We start from the raw sequence: 16,389 nt of genomic DNA, 5'->3' as shown, positions 1-16,389 counted from the left end.
TTTTTCTTAAAAAATAGTGGAGGCAATCGATTACGGCCTGTATAATGCCGCGGCAATATTTTATCTAATCTCAATCACCCGAGGTGGAGTATTGCCATGTTAAGAATCGCTAAAGAAGCACTCACTTTTGACGACGTTCTGCTCGTTCCTGCTCACTCCACCGTCCTGCCAAACACGGCCGACCTCAGCACGCAGCTGACCAAAAATATCCGTTTAAATATTCCGATGCTCTCCGCCGCCATGGACACCGTAACCGAAGCGGGCCTGGCGATTGCGCTGGCACAGGAAGGCGGTCTGGGCTTCATCCATAAAAACATGTCAATCGAACGCCAGGCAGATGAAGTGCGCAAGGTGAAGAAGCACGAGAGCGGCGTCGTTACCGAACCGCAGACCGTTCTGCCGACCACGCCGCTGTCTGACGTCAAAGCGCTGACCGAGCGTAATGGCTTTGCGGGCTATCCGGTGGTGAACGGCGACAACGAACTGGTGGGGATCATCACCGGTCGTGACGTGCGCTTTGTGACCGATCTTTCTCAGCCTGTTTCTGCCGTCATGACCCCGAAAGATCGCCTGGTCACGGTGAAAGAAGGCGAGGCGCGCGACGTTGTTCTGCACAAAATGCATGAAAAACGTGTCGAGAAAGCGCTGGTGGTGGATGACAGCTTCCACCTGCTGGGCATGATCACCGTTAAAGATTTCCAGAAAGCCGAACGTAAACCTAATGCCTGTAAAGATGCGCAGGGTCGTCTGCGCGTCGGTGCGGCTGTCGGTGCGGGTGCCGGTAACGAAGAGCGTATCGATGCGCTGGTCGCGGCGGGCGTTGACGTGCTGCTGATTGACTCTTCTCACGGCCACTCCGAAGGCGTGCTGTCACGTATCCGTGAAACCCGTGCAAAATATCCCGATCTGGAGATCGTTGGCGGTAACGTGGCGACCGGTGCGGGCGCACTGGCGCTGGTTGAAGCGGGCGTGAGCGCGGTGAAAGTAGGTATCGGCCCAGGCTCTATCTGTACGACCCGTATCGTGACCGGCGTGGGTGTACCGCAAATCACGGCCGTTTCTGATGCCGTCGCCGCGCTGGAAGGCACCGGGATTCCGGTGATTGCCGATGGCGGTATCCGCTTCTCTGGTGACATCGCGAAAGCGATCGCTGCTGGCGCATCCTGTGTGATGGTCGGTTCGATGCTGGCAGGAACCGAAGAGTCTCCGGGTGAGATCGAACTTTATCAGGGCCGTGCATTCAAATCGTATCGCGGTATGGGTTCACTGGGCGCGATGTCCAAAGGCTCATCTGACCGCTACTTCCAGACCGATAACGCTGCCGACAAACTGGTGCCGGAAGGTATCGAAGGCCGCGTAGCCTATAAAGGCCGTCTGAAAGAGATCGTTCATCAGCAGATGGGCGGACTGCGTTCGTGCATGGGCCTGACCGGTTGCCCGACCATTAACGACCTGCGTACCAAAGCGGAGTTTGTCCGCATCAGCGGCGCGGGCATCAATGAGAGCCATGTGCATGATGTGACCATCACCAAAGAGTCACCGAACTACCGCATGGGTTCATAATCCCGATTTCCCGCCCGGCTTTAGCCGGGCGCTTTTATTGTTCAAGTCACCGTTCTGGAAAACCCTCAATGACGACGGAAAATATCCATAAGCACCGCATTCTGATTCTCGATTTCGGCTCACAATATACTCAGCTGGTCGCACGCCGCGTGCGCGAACTCGGCGTCTATTGTGAACTCTGGGCATGGGATGTCACCGAAGAGCAGATCCGCCAGTTCAACCCAAGCGGCATCATCCTTTCCGGTGGTCCGGAAAGCACCACCGAGCTGAACAGCCCGCGCGCGCCTGAATATGTTTTCAACGCGGGCGTGCCGGTGCTGGGCGTCTGTTACGGTATGCAGACCATGGCGATGCAGCTGGGCGGTAAAGTGGCGGGCTCAACCGAGCGTGAGTTTGGTTATGCGCAGGTGGAAGTGACCACGCCAAGCGCCCTGGTTCGTGATATCGAAGATGCGATAAGCGCCGCCGGTAAACCGCTGCTGGATGTCTGGATGAGCCACGGTGACAAAGTCACGGCTATCCCGGCAGACTTCGTGACCGTTGCCAGCACAGAAACCTGTCCGTTTGCCATCATGGCCAACGAAGAGAAGCGCTTCTACGGCGTGCAGTTCCACCCGGAAGTCACCCATACCCGCCAGGGTCTGCGGATGCTGGAGCGCTTCATCATCGACATCTGTGAATGTGAAGCCCTGTGGACGCCCGCCAAAATCATCGAAGATGCGGTTGAGCGCCTGCGTGAGCAGGTGGGCAACGACAAAGTGATCCTCGGTCTGTCCGGCGGTGTGGACTCCTCCGTAACCGCGATGCTGCTGCATCGTGCGATCGGCGACCGTCTGACCTGCGTATTTGTGGACAACGGCCTGCTGCGCCTGAATGAAGCACAGCAGGTGATGGATATGTTCGGCGACCACTTTGGTCTGAACATCATCCATGTCCCGGCCGAAATGCGCTTCCTGGACGCGCTGGCTGGCATCGACGATCCGGAAGCGAAGCGTAAAACCATCGGTCGCGTCTTTGTGGAAGTGTTCGACGAAGAGGCGCTGAAGCTGCAGGACGTGAAGTGGCTGGCGCAGGGCACCATCTACCCTGACGTGATTGAGTCGGCGGCGTCGGCCACCGGTAAAGCGCACGTCATTAAATCGCACCACAACGTCGGTGGCCTGCCGAAAGAGATGAAGATGGGCCTGGTTGAGCCGCTGAAAGAGCTGTTCAAAGATGAAGTGCGCAAGATTGGTCTGGAGCTGGGCCTGCCGTATGACATGCTGTTCCGTCATCCCTTCCCGGGTCCGGGTCTGGGCGTGCGTGTGCTGGGCGAAGTGAAGAAAGAGTATTGCGACCTGCTGCGTCGTGCCGATGCCATCTTCATCGAAGAGCTGCACAAAGCGGATCTCTACAACAAAGTCAGCCAGGCATTCACCGTCTTCCTGCCGGTCCGTTCGGTTGGTGTGATGGGCGATGGTCGCAAATATGACTGGGTTGTCTCGCTGCGTGCGGTGGAAACCATCGACTTTATGACTGCTCACTGGGCGCACCTGCCGTATGAGTTCCTGGGCCGTGTCTCTAACCGCATCATCAACGAAGTCGACGGTATCTCCCGCGTGGTGTATGACATCAGCGGTAAGCCACCGGCAACGATTGAGTGGGAATAATCCCTCACCGGCGGATTAACGCCTGACCCTTTTGAAGCCCGCAGACCCGCGGGCTTTTTTACCGGCTTAATCTCCCGCCACGCCCGTTTTAACCTTTCAGCACATCCACACCGGCCACTGACGGTTTTCTGTTCACTTTGCCAGGAAATACGCTATTCTCCCTGCAGTAAAAGCCTGCACCTGCCACTTGTTGTGTCCCGCTTTTATCCGCCGCTTTGATAATCCGTATCCTCAAGCCGCTTACTGAAATGCCTGCTGATCGGGCGCTTCGTGATCCTTACGCCATCAGGAATGTTGTCATGCTCTCACTGAAAGTGTTCAGCCTGTTTTTTGTTGCCGTACTGCTGCTGTCGCTGGGTGCCAGCATCGCGCAGGCGACGCGTCACGGCGAAACCGCAGAGTCGGGCGGCTGGGCAACGGCCCGCCGCGATTCGGCCGGCATTGCGCCCGACCCGCGCGCGCTATACAGCCTGGCTATCGTTCAGGTCTACGCCGCGCCGACCTATGGCTGGAAAGGGCGGGTAGCGGTGCATCCCTGGATCATCTTCAAACGTGCCGGTGAAACGCGCTACACGCGCTATGAAGTGATCAGCTGGGGCAGCGGCGATAAAGTTCGCCGCAACACTAACCTGCCGGATGGCTACTGGTATGGCGCAAAACCCAGGCTGCTGGTGGATCACCGTGGGCCGGAAGCGCAGGCGATGATCCCGCAGATTGAGGCCGCGATTCAATCTTATCCGTGGCCGAACACTTACCACGCCTGGCCAGGGCCGAACAGCAACACCTTCCTGGCGCATATCGGCCGGGAAGTGCCAGCTCTGAAGCTTGATCTGCCCGCCAACGCGCTGGGTAAAGATTACCGGCCACTGTGGCGTCCGGTCGGGCTGCCACCCTCCGGGCGCGGCGTGCAGGTGTCGATTCTGGGTGTGGCGGGCGTGACGCTGGGCGCGGAAGAGGGGTTTGAAGTGAATCTGCTGGGGCTGAATATGGGGCTTGATTTCATGCCGTTCCGGCTGCGGCTGCCGTTCATTGGCGGGCTGGGCAATGACAATCTTCAGCAGGATAAGCCCTGATGGTCAGGCCCCGACAGGGGCCATTTCACTTCAGCAGACGCCAAAGTCACCCTCTTCGTGATAGAGGTTGACGCTGTCTGCTTTGACTTCAATCTCCTTCTTTGTCGCATCATCCACCCGTGCACACCACAGGGTGTCGCCTTCTACCCGAAGCACCTGCATTTTAGGGCCGCCGGTTTTCGACTGAACAAAATCCTCTGCTTTAAACATCCTGCCTCCGCTGTTTGCTGTTGATGACGCCATGTAAAAAGTGGCACTGATGATTTTTTGCGTACCGTTTTCCAGTTTATACCCTGGCTGTTTTACTGTGAGAAAAAGTCTGCGCATGCTGAGCCGCACGAAGATATTTTCACTGAGTTGTCAGTTGACAACTATTCAGTTCAGCGTCATGCTAGGGAAAAAATATGGCAAGGAAACGGCATCCCAACAAAGAGATCGAGACGGCTTTGCGTTACGCCGAATCTCATGGCTGGCTGGTGGTTACCAGTGGCCATCACGCCTGGAGAAAGATGTACTGCCCGAAAAATCTGCTGACGTGCCGATGCGGGGAATTTTGTCTGACCTGTATCTGGAGCACACCCGGAAATGCACATCAGCATGCCTGCGCACTGCGGCGGGTGGTCGATAACTGTCACTATCTGAAGTCCTGATGCAGCACAAGGAGAGGCATATGGAATATTGTTTTACACTGCGGTTCAGCCTGCCGGACGGGCATGAGCCGGCAGACGCGATGCTGGAAACGCTGGCCGCGGCAGGCTGTGATGATGCGCTGATCGGCCTGGGGATGCCAGGCCGGATCGCCCTGGAGTTTACCCGGGAAGCGGACTCCGCAGCGGCGGCGCTGATTCAGGCGGAAGAGGATGTGCAGCGTGCCATCCCGGGCGCGACGCTGGTGGAGGCCGCACCCGATTTCGTCGGCTTAACCGATGTAGCAGAGATGGTCGGCATGACCCGGCAAAATATGCGCAAGCTGATGCTCAGCCATCGTCCGCCCTTTCCGCTGCCAGTGCATGACGGCAAAACCGCCATCTGGCACCTGTCAGATGTGCTGGAGTGGTTGAGCCAGCGCGGTGACTATGCGCTGCCTGCCGCAACCCGCGAGCTGGCCCGGGTCACCCGGCAGCGCAATCTCAGCGGGTCGCTGCAACGCTATGGCGTACAGGCCTGATCAGTGCGGCAGCAGGAAAAGTGTTGCCAGACCCAGGAAGATAAAGAAGCCGCCGGTATCAGTCAGCGCGGTGATCAGGACGCTGGAACCCACCGCCGGATCGCGCTTCATTTTGGTCATGACCAGCGGCACCAGGACGCCCATCAGTGCGGCCAGCAGGAGATTCAGCGCCATCGCCAGCATCATCACGCCGCCGAGCGCCATATTGTCATACATCAGCCAGGTAATGGCGCCCATGATGCCGCCCCAGAACAGGCCGTTAATCAGCGCGACGCCGAGTTCACGGACGATCAGAAACGAGAAGTTACCCGGTTCAACCTGATGTAAGGCCAGCGCCCGCACAATCATGGTGATGGTCTGGTTGCCGGTATTACCGCCGATACCGGCGACGATCGGCATCAGCGTTGCCAGAGCCACGATCTGGGAAATGGTGCCTTCAAACAGGCCGATGACCCGGGAGGCGACAAAGGCGGTACAGAGGTTGATAGCCAGCCAGGCCCAGCGTTTACGCACCGATTTGCGGACCGGCGCGAAGACATCCTCTTCCTGACTGATACCGCCCATTTTACGGATGTTGCTTTCGTTTTCGGCATTCACCAGGTCGATGATGTCTTCGATGGTGACACGGCCAATCAGTTTGCCCTTTGCATCAGTGACGGCGGCAGAGATCAGGTTATAACGTTCAAAGGCGCTGGCCGCATCTTCGGCTTTGTCATTGAGCTGAAAGGTGGTCGGCCGCGGATTCATCACGTCGCTGACCTGCGTGGCAGGCTTGTTGAGCAGGATATCGGTCAGCATCAGCTCGCCCAGCAGCTGATTCTGTTTATTGGTAATAAAGAGTTTATCGGTACCGCCAGGCATGCTTTTGCGCTTGCGCAGAAAACGCTGCACGGTCGCCAGCGTGACATCTTCGCGCACCGTCAGAATATTGAAATCCATCACCCGGCCCACGCGGTCACGGTCAAGCTGCACCATGCTCAGCATACGGGCACGCAGCGCAGGCTCGACGGTCGCCAGCAGGCGTCCGGTCAGGTCGCGAGGCAGATAACGCGCCAGCCAGACCTGATCGTCGATGTCCAGCGGCTGGATGGCACGCAGGATATCGCGGTCGCTCATCTCTTCGGTGAGGCTGGCCCAGACCGTTTCAGAGGCTTCTACCAGCACATGGCCGCGCCGTTCATTCGGCACCAGTCGCCACAGCGCCTGACGTTCCTCCTCGGGCAAGGCTTCGAGAATATCTGCGAGGTCAGCGGCGTGCAGTTGCAGAATGTCCTGTTCCAGCGCATCGCGCCGGGCCGCATTTTCACGTTGCTGCTCAGGGCTGAAATCGCCGGATTTCTCCAGCAGCGCATCAACCAGATCGTGCTCGTTGAGCAGCAGCGTCAGAATGCGATGACGTATTTCACTTAAACGTTGAGAGTGAGAGGCAGACACAATTTATCCCTTTAGTCTGAAAGCACCAGCACGAAGTGTAGCGTTTCGCCTGAAAAAGGGGTGCAGAAATGCGTCCGGTTGTCCGGATTATGTTCAGATTTCAGGCGAAAAAATCACGATTCGTTAGCGCGTATCACCTGTTGTGATGACAACCGGCTCGGGGATCGTTTTCTGTTGCTGATGGTGCTCAAAGGCAGCAGGCAGGATAAAAATCAGGCGGCTAAAAAGAATGATAAAACTGATCAGCAACACAATACGGGTCATGGTGCCGGTTTTCTGACGTCTTCGGGGAGAAATAGCGCTGTTCACGCGGGGTGGTTCCTGTGATGACCCATGCAGGGCGACTGCAATATTTAGTCACAGTCGCCTGATGAAATCAATCGCTGTAGAAAAAAACAGCAAATAAAGATCAGTAGCTCGCCTTCTGCGCCAGCAGCGTAGCGAAACGGCAGGTAATGCGGTTGCCATTTTCGTCAGTGCGATGCAGCTGGCCGGGATGCTCGTTGTACTTTACGATGTGCCAGTTGCGGTAGTAGTGACTGAGTTCGCCCGACTTAAACGCAAAGGCGAAATCGGACGGGCAGGGCATATCCGGCGTGTTCATCGCCGCAACAATCAGGTTATACCCATTTCTGACGGTGCAGGCCTGCATATCGGCAATCAGCTGAGGGATGGTCTGCGGCTGCAGAAACATCATCACCACGGTCGACAGCACAAAGTCGAAGCCGCCATTGAAGCGGGTATTATTCAGGTCACGCTGCTCAGTATGAATGCCACTGAGCGCCTCCTGCTCAATAATCGACTGCAGGCGCGCCAGGCTCTGCGGGTTATGATCCCACGCCGTAACGTCAAAACCGTGCTGGTTCAGAAACAGCGTATTGCGGCCCACGCCACAGCCCAGATCAAGTGCCTTGCCGACGGTCAGCTGAGGCAGCGCCGCCACCACTTCGGAGTGGGGCGGCGTCAGGCCATAGGTTTCGGCGAAATAGTTATCGCCTGAAATCGGTGCGGTTGGTTGTGTCATCGTCTTCAGTTCAGTTAAAAGGGCGCCAGGCGCCCGGGTAATCAGGCTTCTTCTTCGAGGATCAGTTTCCATCCCGTGACGTCATTCCAGTAAACCTGCTCGCGTTCAAGATCGAGCTGGACCAGGTTGTTCTGACTGAAGTAGCCCGCCGGGAAAACCAGCGTCCAGTGGCCATCATCACACTTCAGGGTTAAGGAGTCGGGACGGGTGGTGGCCTGGCGCTGATTATTCAGCAGCGTACCCAGGCGCAGCAGGAAAATCAGCGGCACAAACTGCTTTTTCTTAAACAGCGTGACGCGCGGCAGCTCATCAAGCTTCACCGCTTTACGGTGGAATCTCACCAGCGCCGCCAGCAGCATCTGCTGATCCTGATTGAAGCCTGGCAGATTAGTATTTTGCAGGATATAGGCCGAGTGGCGTTGCAGGCCGCTGTGATTGATGGTCAGACCCACTTCATGCAGCATCGCCGCCCATTTCAGCAGGGCAGCCAGCTGCGGGTTCGCCAGTTTCGGGTTCTGCTCGCGCCATTGCAGATAGAGCTGCTCGGTGGTTTCCAGCACACGACGCGCCTGATCGCTGTCAATGGCGTAGTGGTTCGCCAGGCTCTGCGCGGTCCGGCTGCGAATATCCTGATGACGGAAACGGCCTTCCATCTCATACAGCACGCCTTCACGCAGCGCGCCGTCGGAGAGGCGCAGCTCACGAATCGCCAGCGCATCAAACACACCACACAGAATTGCCAGCCCCGGCACAAACACCCCTTTGCGCTCTTCGGAGAGGCCCGGCAGGCTCAGGGCCGCAAAGGATTTGTGTTTCATCACCTCGTCATAGAGTTTGTCGAGGCGCTCCGGCGTAATCAGCTTCTCTTTCTCATCCATCGCCTGCAGCACTTCGCAGGCGGCTTTGATGGTTCCGGAGGCGCCCAGCGCATACTGCCAGCCGTGCAGACGATATTGCCACGCCAGTGTTTCCAGTTTCTGCGCCGCCGCTAAACGGGCTCGACGGAAGTTTTCACGGCTGATTTCGCCTTTCGGGAAATAGAGCTGGGCGAAGCTGACGCAACCCATACGGCGGCTCTCGACCAGCTGGGGTTCAAAATCCTCGCCAATGACCAGCTCGGTGGAGCCGCCGCCGATATCGATCACCAGCTTACGGCCTTTCTCCGGCTGCGTGTGCTCCACGCCCATGAAGATCAGACGTGCCTCTTCATGGCCCGAAATCACCTCGATAGGGTAGGGGATCACCTCGGCAGCGCGCTGCAGGAAGGTTTCGGCGTTCACCGCTTCACGCAGCGTATGGGTGCCGACGATCGTCACGTTGCTGGGGCTGAACCCCTGCAGGCGCTCGGCGAACAGGGCCAGACAGGCCAGCCCGCGCTCCATCGCTTCCTCACTGAGGTTGTGCTGTGCATCCAGACCATCAGCCAGGTGAACGCGCTGCTTAAGGCGCCCCAGTACCTGCATCGCACCATCGACAACCCGCGCGATCACCATGTGGAAACTGTTCGAGCCCAGGTCAATCGCCGCAAACTCCTGGGGTTTTGGCGTACTTTTATGAGAAATTGGCATAGGATTTATTCAGGTTGTTCCAGGTTCTTGATGTAATCATATATCGCCAGCTGTGAGCGCACTTTACGACGGTTGCCGCGCTGGACGTAGTGATTACTCAGCTCTTTATCAACGATGCGGGCTTTCACCGTATCACTCAACTGAATCGCAATAATGTCGAGTATGCGCTGCCGGATGCGGGGATCGAGGATCGCCACGGCCACTTCGATGCGGTAATCGATGTTACGCGTCATCCAGTCAGCGGAGGAGAGGAACACCTTTTTATCGCCGCCATTCTCAAAAATATAGACGCGATCGTGTTCCAGATAACGGTCAACGATACTGATGACGCGAATATTTTCGCTGATCCCGGGCAGATCCGGGATCAGCGAGCACATCCCGCGCACCAGAAGATTCACCTTCACTCCCACGCTGGAGGCTGTATAAAGCCGATCAACCAGCCCTTTGTCCACCAGATTGTTGATTTTCAGAGTAATGCCGGAAGGCTTATTCTGCTGGGCGTTGGCGATTTCGGTGTCGATCAGTTCATAGAGCATCCGGCGCGAGTTCTGCGGTGACACCATCAGGTGATCGAAGGTGACGGGCCGGTAGGGATTCTCAATGAAGTTGAAGACCCGGCGCACCTCATTCGTGATGCGCGCGTCGGCCGTCAGCAGGGAGTAGTCCGTGTAGAGTCGCGCGGTTTTCTCGTTAAAGTTACCGGTGCCGATATGCGCGTAGCGCACAATCTCTTCGCCTTCGCGGCGCGAGATCAGGAACAGCTTGGCGTGGATCTTCAGACCCGGCGCGGAGAAGATAACGTGAACGCCCGCTTCGGTCAGGCGCTTGGCCCAGTAGATATTGGCCTCTTCATCGAAGCGCGCCTGCAGCTCCACCACCACCGTAACCTTTTTGCCGTTATAGGCGGCATGGATCATCGCATCCATAATGCGCGAATGTTTCGCAACGCGGTAGATGTTGATCTTGATCGCCAGCACGCTGGGGTCAAACGACGCCTGACGCAGCAGTTCCAGCACATGTTCAAAGGTGTGATAGGGATAGTAGAGCAGCACGTCGCGGTTGCGAATCGCATCAAAGCCGTTGCGGAAGCCATCGAAGCCGATGTGACGGATCTGCGGCAGCGGTCGATTGATCAGGTTGTTTTTGCCGACGTTCGGGAAGCCGATAAAATCTTTGAAGTTGTGGTAGCGGCCGCCCGGCAGTATGGAGTCAAAATTCGAGATAGAGAGTTTGTGGCAGAGTAATTCGACCATCGCCTCCGGCATATCGCGCTGATAGACGAAGCGCACCGGCTCTGCAGTCAGACGTTGTTTGAGGCTGGAGGACATCAGCTCCAGCAGGCTGGACTCCATCTCCGTCACCAGATCGTACTCCGCGTCACGCGTCATTTTCATTGAATAGGCGTTGAGCGCGTCGTAGTCATAGAAACCTTTGAAAATGTCATCCAGGCAGTAACGCAGAATGTTATCCAGCAGGATCATCGGCTTGCGGCGACGCGGCGGCTCTGCCGGCAGGTTAATAAAGCGCGGCACCTTATCGGACGGGATCTCCAGCAGCGCATAGCGGATGTCGTCACCGCGAATAATCTCTACCGCCAGGTAGGTGTAATCATCTTTAAGAAATTCGGTCAGATCGGTTTCATGCGTGATCAGAATCGGCGAGATATGCTGACGCAGTTCATGCTTGAAATAGTGGCGCAGCCACGCCTGCTGGTTAAGGGAGAGCTGACGTTCGTTGATCAGGAAGATCTGATTGCGCGCCATCTCCAGCAGCAGCTCGTTATAGAGCGCATCAAACTCCTGATCGGACTTCATTACCCGCTGCTGGATTTTCTTGAACAGATGGCGTGGCGTACTGGCGGAACCCTGCTCTTCACCAATCAGAATGCGGCGTTTCAGATCGGCAAACCGCACTTTATAAAATTCGTCGAGATTGTTGGAGTAGATGCCCAGAAAGCGCATCCGCTCAATCAGTGGATTGCTTTTGTCTGCGGCTTCCTGCAAAACCCGTTCATTAAAAGATAACCAGCTTAATTCTTTTTCAATGTAAAGCTTTACCTGACCCATTCTCACTCCATTTAGCGGTTGCAGGACTGAAGATCCAGTATCCACAAACATTATGGCGAGAGTATGGCAGCGTTGTCCAACGCCAGCAGTTGTCTTATCAATCGGCTACGGGCAACATAGCGGCTTATTTTAGCCTGCTACCGGAACCGCATGAGCGTAAACCACATTCCTGTCCAATTCAGCGATCGTAAGCGTCGTGCCGTTGATCGGCTGACGCGGCGGCTGATCACCTGCTGTGGCGTGGCGATCCTGCTGTTAATGCTGCTGCTGTTTTGCTGGCTGATTGGCGTGGTGCTTCCGCTCTTCAGTGCGCCGGGCGTGCAAGTGATGCCCAGCCAGCAGCTCTGGGATCGTGCGCCTGCTGTCGCAACAGGCAATCTGGGCCGGATAGGCTGGCGTATCAGCAGCCAGGGCGCTGCGCGTTTTATTCCGCTGGATGGTCAGCCTGCTGAACCGGCGCTGGCGCTGACGCCGCCGCCCGATGAGGTGGTGCGGAGCAGTGATGAACAGACGCTGCTGCTGAACATGCAGGGCGCGCTGACGCTGTTACAGCCCACCACTGACGGGCAGTGGCATTTTCCGCTGGGCGACAAACCCTTTCATCTGCCCGAGGGTGCGGTGACAAAGATGGCGCTGGCAACGCGCCAGGCCGGTCAGTGGCGTATCGCGGCGATCACGGGTGCCGGACTGCGGGTGCTGACGCTGGGCACCGATCGCCAGGCCTCAGTGTTCTCACTGCCTCAGGATCAGCTGGATCTGCTGGTTCTCTCTCCCTCAGGCGATCTGCTCTACACCACGGAGGGCAGCCTGCTGCGCGTCTGGCAACTGGATGACGATCGGGCGCATCTGCGCGAAACCCACACGCTGCCGCAGCGCCCGCAAAGTTTGCATCTGCTGGTGGGCGGCAGAAGTCTGCTGATTCAGGATCGCACCGGCGTCACACAGTGGTTCGCTGTCGCCAGCGAGCAGGGGCCGCGCCTGCAGCGTATCCGGACGTTTGCCGACAGCCGCAGCGACGACGGCACGCTGCTGGTGACAGAATCACAACGGCGGGTATTTGCGACGATCAGCCCGCAGGGGCTGTTACGCCTCTTTGCCAGTAAGCAGCCTGGCCCGATTCTGGAGCGTCAGCTGGCGCCTGGCATTGTGCAGGCGCAGTTTTCACCTCAGGGCGACAGCCTGCTGATTGAGCGGGCGGGAAGCTGGCAGCGCCTGCGGCTGGATAATCCCTGGCCGGACGTCACCTGGCGCAGTTTCTGGCAAAAAATCTGGTATGAAAATTATCCCGGACCGGACTGGGTCTGGCAGTCCACTGCGGCGGGCGACAGCTATCAGGCAAAATTCAGTCTGATGCCGATGGTGACAGGAACGTTAAAAGCGGCCAGCTTAGCGCTGCTGTTTGCCACACCGCTGGCGCTGGCCGCGGCGATGTACACCGCCTGGTTCATGTCGCCCGGATTACGGCGCTGGGTAAAGCCAGCTATCGAGATGATGGGCGCGCTGCCGAGCGTAGTGGTGGGGCTGATTGCCGGGATCTGGCTGGCGCCGCATATCGGACAGGCGCTGGTGGGCGTCCTGCTGCTGCCGCTGACGCTGGCGGGCACGCTACTGCTGTGCGGCATACTCAGCGCCCGCTTACCGTCGCGCTGGCGGCGGCCGGGCCGTGAGGTGCTGATTCTGCTGCCGCTGTTGCTGCTGGTCACGCTGCTGACGCTGTGGCTGCCCACGCTGTTTATCCCGGATGCGGGCGACTGGCTGCCCCACTATGAGCAGCGCAATCTGCTGGTCGCGGCGCTGGCGATGGGCTTTGCGCTGGTGCCCCTGATTTTTACGCTTTCCGAAGATGCCCTGTTCAGCGTCCCGGCCGCCCTGGGACAGGGGTCGCTGGCGCTGGGGGCCACGCCGTGGCAGACCCTGACCCGCGTCGTCCTGCCCGGTGCCTCGGCCGGTATCTTTGCCGCGCTGATGATCGGGCTGGGGCGGGCCGTGGGCGAAACCATGATTCTGCTGATGGCCACCGGTAATACGCCGCAGAGCGAAGGCGGACTGTTCAGCGGCCTGCGCGCGCTGTCGGCGAATATCGCTATCGAGATGCCCGAAGCGGTGGCGGGCAGTGCCCATTATCGCGTGCTGTTTCTCAGCGCCCTGATGCTGCTGATCTTTACGCTGGTGATCAACACCGTGGCCGAACTGATCCGTCAGCGGCTGCGCCAGCGTTACAGTCAGCAGGAGGAGCAGGCATGAAGGCGATGCGACAGAACGACCGCTGGCGCTGGTTAACCGCCGGGGCCGTAGCGGTCTGCCTGCTGGCCTTTACGCTGCTGATCGGGCTGCTGGCCTGGCAGGGGGTGCGTGCCTTCTGGCCGCAGCGGGTGGATCTGTATACGTTCAGCCAGCCAGCGGGCGGCGAGACGCGCCTGCTGGGCGAAACCCTGGATCATCAGCGTCACTTTCCGGCTCCGGCCGATGAACAGGGCAATAGCGGCGGGCAGGTTCACCGCTACCTGGTGAAAACCGGTAACCGCGACTGGGATGCGCCAGACTTCCGGGTCATCTACAGCCGGAGTGCGGCGAAGGTCAGCCAGCCAGCGGAGGTCATGGTGCTGCAGCGGCGCAGCCACGGCCTGGCCTATGGCTGGTTTGTCGGCCTGCGGGAGGACAATGAAGAGTTAACCGCACAGCATCCCGATGCGCTGCTGCATCAGCGGCTGGGGCAGGTACAGATGCTGGTGCGGCAGGCGAATCAGATCCGTCGGGTCGATATGGCGCGCCTGAATAACCAGCGTGAAGATCTTGACGAGCAGGCAGCCAGAAACCGCGCTGCCGGGCGCTTCGATCTGCAGGCCGAATCGGAATATCAGGCCAATCAGGCCGCCCTGCAGCGCCGCTTTAATCAGCTGAGCGAGACGCTCGCGGCTCTGCAACTGCAGAGTCAGCGTGATCAGCTCATCCTGCGTGATGTCCAGGGCACTGAACATGCGATCCCGCTGACCGAAATCGTCGACAGCTGGCAGCCGAACGCCATGACGCTGAGCGGCAAGATAGTGCATTTTCTGCATCAGTTATGGCGGTTTGTCAGTGATTCACCCGCCGAAGGGGAAAGCGAATCCGGGGCGTTTCCGGCCATCTTCGGCACCGTGCTGATGGTGCTGCTGATGTCGGTGGTGGTGATGCCACTGGGCGTTGTCGCCGCTATCTGGCTGCATGAATATGCGGGGCGTCATGCGCTGACGAGGCTGGTACGTATTGCGGTAGTCAATCTGGCTGGCGTGCCCTCAATCATCTATGGCGTCTTTGGCCTGGGATTCTTTGTCTGGCTGGCTGGCGGCACGATTGATCGGCTGTTTTTCAGCAGCGCGCTGCCTAATCCCACGTTTGGCACGCCCGGCCTGCTCTGGGCGTCGCTGACGCTGGCCCTGCTGACGCTGCCCGTAGTGATTGTGGCGACCGAAGAGGGGCTATCCCGCATTCCCAACAGCCTGCGTCAGGGATCGCTGGCGCTGGGGGCCACTCAGGCGGAAACGCTGTGGAACGTGGTCCTGCCGATGGCGGTGCCCGCCATGCTGACCGGTCTGATTCTGGCCGTCGCGCGTGCTGCCGGGGAAACCGCGCCGCTGATGCTGGTGGGCGTGGTCAAGATGGTGCCGGAGCTGCCGGTGGACGCAGTGTTCCCTTATCTGCATCTGGACCGCAAGTTTATGCATCTGGGCTTCCAGATTTACGATCTGGCGTTTCAGAGTCCGAATATTGAAGCAGACCGTCCGCTGGTCTTCGCGACCGCACTGCTGCTGGTGCTGATTATTCTCTCACTGAATCTGCTGGCGATGGGTCTGCGTCACCGTCTGCGTGAACGCTTTCGTCTTATGACTCAATAACAGGCTATGACTATGACGTCCGACACGGATATCGCGCTGACCGTTAACCATCTGTCGCTGTGGTATGGCGAGCGCCAGGCGCTGCAGGATATTTCGCTGCAGGTGCCAAAAAACAGGATCACCGCGCTGATTGGTCCTTCAGGCTGTGGTAAATCGACGCTGCTGCGCTGCTTTAACCGCATGAACGACGTGATCGATCACTGCCGGGTCGAGGGTGACGTGCTGCTGGGATCGCAGTCGATCCTGCGCCCCGAACAGGATCTCTCGGCGCTGCGCCGTCGGGTCGGCATGGTGTTTCAGCGGCCCAACCCCTTTCCTAAATCGATCTATGAAAATGTGGTCTACGGACTGCGTCTGCAGGGCGTGCGCGATCGGCGGGTGCTGAACGAAGCCTGCGAACGGGCGCTGCGGGCGGCGGCGCTCTGGAGTGAGGTGAAAGACCAGCTGTCGCAGAATGCGCTGACGCTCTCTACCGGCCAGCAGCAGCGTCTGGTGATCGCCCGCGCCATCGCGATTGAGCCGGAAGTGCTGCTGCTGGATGAGCCGACTTCCGCGCTGGATCCCATCTCTACGCTGGTCATTGAAGAGCTGATGACCACGCTCAGGCAGCATTTCACGCTGGTGCTGGTGACGCATAACATGCAGCAGGCGTCGCGCGTCTCCGATTACACCGCATTTATGCATCAGGGCACGTTAGTGGAGTTTGACGAGACCGATCGCATCTTTACCGCGCCGAAACAGCGTCGGACCGAAGATTATATTACGGGGCGCTACGGCTAAGTCGGGGGCAGGGGGCAGACGGCTTTCAGGGCGGCTCATGTCATCGAAGCGATAAAAGCCTGTGCCCGCAGTAGCAACTGACGGGCCAGGGATAAAAACGCCGGGAGCGTTTTCAGACATCGCAAAATGTTAGCCTTCAGGGAGGGGACGTCATCGCCTGCGCTGAGCGAGGGCGTTTTTTTACCGCTT

General features: G+C 58.3%; 14 protein-coding genes. 8 read left to right on the top strand and 6 right to left on the bottom strand.

Annotated elements, in window-relative coordinates; all coding sequences use genetic code 11:
- The first annotated feature begins 96 nt into the window (after window positions 1–96).
- The 3 genes from guaB to AB1748_RS15240 all read left to right on the top strand — a co-directional run bounded on the left by guaB (window position 97) and on the right by AB1748_RS15240 (window position 4,285).
- Window positions 97–1,563 (top strand): IMP dehydrogenase, encoded by a 1,467-nt coding sequence (guaB, locus tag AB1748_RS15250; protein WP_111139159.1) that lies wholly within the window; start codon window positions 97–99, stop codon window positions 1,561–1,563.
- Window positions 1,564–1,631: 68 nt separating this feature from the next.
- Window positions 1,632–3,212 carry a glutamine-hydrolyzing GMP synthase gene (gene guaA, locus AB1748_RS15245; protein ID WP_111139160.1) on the top strand — a complete coding sequence of 527 codons (1,581 nt, stop codon included), beginning with the start codon at window positions 1,632–1,634 and terminating at the stop codon, window positions 3,210–3,212.
- 299 nt (window positions 3,213–3,511) lie between these two features.
- Window positions 3,512–4,285, top strand: coding sequence for a DUF3750 domain-containing protein (locus AB1748_RS15240; protein ID WP_293772899.1), 774 nt, complete (start codon window positions 3,512–3,514; stop codon window positions 4,283–4,285).
- Between the two features lie 30 nt (window positions 4,286–4,315).
- Here AB1748_RS15240 and AB1748_RS15235 read toward each other — a convergent pair whose 3' ends face one another.
- Window positions 4,316–4,495, bottom strand: coding sequence for a DUF2158 domain-containing protein (locus tag AB1748_RS15235; RefSeq protein WP_293772896.1), 180 nt, complete (start codon window positions 4,493–4,495; stop codon window positions 4,316–4,318).
- Window positions 4,496–4,689: 194 nt separating this feature from the next.
- Here AB1748_RS15235 and AB1748_RS15230 point away from each other — a divergent pair, with 194 nt between their 5' ends.
- The gene (locus AB1748_RS15230) at window positions 4,690–4,935 is read left to right on the top strand and encodes a hypothetical protein (protein WP_367395691.1); all 246 of its coding nucleotides are present in this window, start codon (window positions 4,690–4,692) and stop codon (window positions 4,933–4,935) included.
- Between the two features lie 20 nt (window positions 4,936–4,955).
- On the top strand, window positions 4,956–5,453 hold the full coding sequence (locus AB1748_RS15225) for an AlpA family transcriptional regulator (protein WP_293772890.1): 498 nt from the start codon (window positions 4,956–4,958) through the stop codon (window positions 5,451–5,453).
- On the opposite strand, the gene mgtE is transcribed toward AB1748_RS15225, so the two are convergent.
- From mgtE to ppk1, 5 genes are all read right to left on the bottom strand, one after another.
- The gene (gene mgtE / locus AB1748_RS15220) at window positions 5,454–6,887 is read right to left on the bottom strand and encodes a magnesium transporter (protein WP_111139165.1); all 1,434 of its coding nucleotides are present in this window, start codon (window positions 6,885–6,887) and stop codon (window positions 5,454–5,456) included. It abuts the gene before it with no gap.
- 123 nt (window positions 6,888–7,010) lie between these two features.
- The gene (locus AB1748_RS15215) at window positions 7,011–7,196 is read right to left on the bottom strand and encodes a YfgG family protein (RefSeq protein WP_111142250.1); all 186 of its coding nucleotides are present in this window, start codon (window positions 7,194–7,196) and stop codon (window positions 7,011–7,013) included.
- Window positions 7,197–7,296: 100 nt separating this feature from the next.
- Window positions 7,297–7,911: a tellurite resistance methyltransferase TehB gene (tehB, locus tag AB1748_RS15210; RefSeq protein WP_111142249.1), complete on the bottom strand. Its 615-nt coding sequence runs from the start codon at window positions 7,909–7,911 to the stop codon at window positions 7,297–7,299.
- A 41-nt stretch (window positions 7,912–7,952) separates the two neighbouring features.
- Window positions 7,953–9,479: an exopolyphosphatase gene (gene ppx / locus AB1748_RS15205; RefSeq protein ID WP_111142248.1), complete on the bottom strand. Its 1,527-nt coding sequence runs from the start codon at window positions 9,477–9,479 to the stop codon at window positions 7,953–7,955.
- Between the two features lie 5 nt (window positions 9,480–9,484).
- On the bottom strand, window positions 9,485–11,545 hold the full coding sequence (gene ppk1, locus AB1748_RS15200) for a polyphosphate kinase 1 (protein WP_293772886.1): 2,061 nt from the start codon (window positions 11,543–11,545) through the stop codon (window positions 9,485–9,487).
- 150 nt (window positions 11,546–11,695) lie between these two features.
- On the opposite strand from ppk1, the gene AB1748_RS15195 reads away from it, so the two are divergent.
- The 3 genes from AB1748_RS15195 to pstB are packed head-to-tail and all read left to right on the top strand — an operon-like array spanning window position 11,696 to window position 16,200.
- The gene (locus AB1748_RS15195) at window positions 11,696–13,789 is read left to right on the top strand and encodes an ABC transporter permease subunit (protein ID WP_367395690.1); all 2,094 of its coding nucleotides are present in this window, start codon (window positions 11,696–11,698) and stop codon (window positions 13,787–13,789) included.
- Entirely contained in the window at window positions 13,786–15,420 is a 1,635-nt protein-coding gene (pstA, locus tag AB1748_RS15190) for a phosphate ABC transporter permease PstA (protein ID WP_367395689.1), read from the top strand. Before AB1748_RS15195 ends, pstA begins: the two co-directional genes overlap by 4 nt.
- A 6-nt stretch (window positions 15,421–15,426) precedes the next feature.
- Window positions 15,427–16,200 carry a phosphate ABC transporter ATP-binding protein PstB gene (gene pstB, locus AB1748_RS15185; RefSeq protein WP_293772880.1) on the top strand — a complete coding sequence of 258 codons (774 nt, stop codon included), beginning with the start codon at window positions 15,427–15,429 and terminating at the stop codon, window positions 16,198–16,200.
- The last annotated feature ends 189 nt before the right edge of the window (window positions 16,201–16,389 follow it).

Origin of the sequence: Pantoea sp. Ep11b (assembly GCF_040783975.1) — a bacterium.
In the GTDB taxonomy this organism is placed as follows: Bacteria; Pseudomonadota; Gammaproteobacteria; order Enterobacterales; family Enterobacteriaceae; genus Pantoea.
This window is presented reverse-complemented; position numbering and strand designations above follow the sequence as displayed.

Coding starts and splice junctions, on each gene's coding strand:
- AB1748_RS15240 (WP_293772899.1), top strand. CDS start 3,512: ATGCTCTCACTGAAAGTGTTCAGCCTGTTTTTTGTTGCCGTACTGCTG.
- pstA (WP_367395689.1), top strand. CDS start 13,786: ATGAAGGCGATGCGACAGAACGACCGCTGGCGCTGGTTAACCGCCGGG.
- ppx (WP_111142248.1), bottom strand. CDS start 9,479: ATGCCAATTTCTCATAAAAGTACGCCAAAACCCCAGGAGTTTGCGGCG.
- pstB (WP_293772880.1), top strand. CDS start 15,427: ATGACTATGACGTCCGACACGGATATCGCGCTGACCGTTAACCATCTG.
- guaA (WP_111139160.1), top strand. CDS start 1,632: ATGACGACGGAAAATATCCATAAGCACCGCATTCTGATTCTCGATTTC.
- ppk1 (WP_293772886.1), bottom strand. CDS start 11,545: ATGGGTCAGGTAAAGCTTTACATTGAAAAAGAATTAAGCTGGTTATCT.
- AB1748_RS15230 (WP_367395691.1), top strand. CDS start 4,690: ATGGCAAGGAAACGGCATCCCAACAAAGAGATCGAGACGGCTTTGCGT.
- tehB (WP_111142249.1), bottom strand. CDS start 7,911: ATGACACAACCAACCGCACCGATTTCAGGCGATAACTATTTCGCCGAA.
- AB1748_RS15225 (WP_293772890.1), top strand. CDS start 4,956: ATGGAATATTGTTTTACACTGCGGTTCAGCCTGCCGGACGGGCATGAG.
- AB1748_RS15235 (WP_293772896.1), bottom strand. CDS start 4,495: ATGTTTAAAGCAGAGGATTTTGTTCAGTCGAAAACCGGCGGCCCTAAA.
- AB1748_RS15195 (WP_367395690.1), top strand. CDS start 11,696: ATGAGCGTAAACCACATTCCTGTCCAATTCAGCGATCGTAAGCGTCGT.
- guaB (WP_111139159.1), top strand. CDS start 97: ATGTTAAGAATCGCTAAAGAAGCACTCACTTTTGACGACGTTCTGCTC.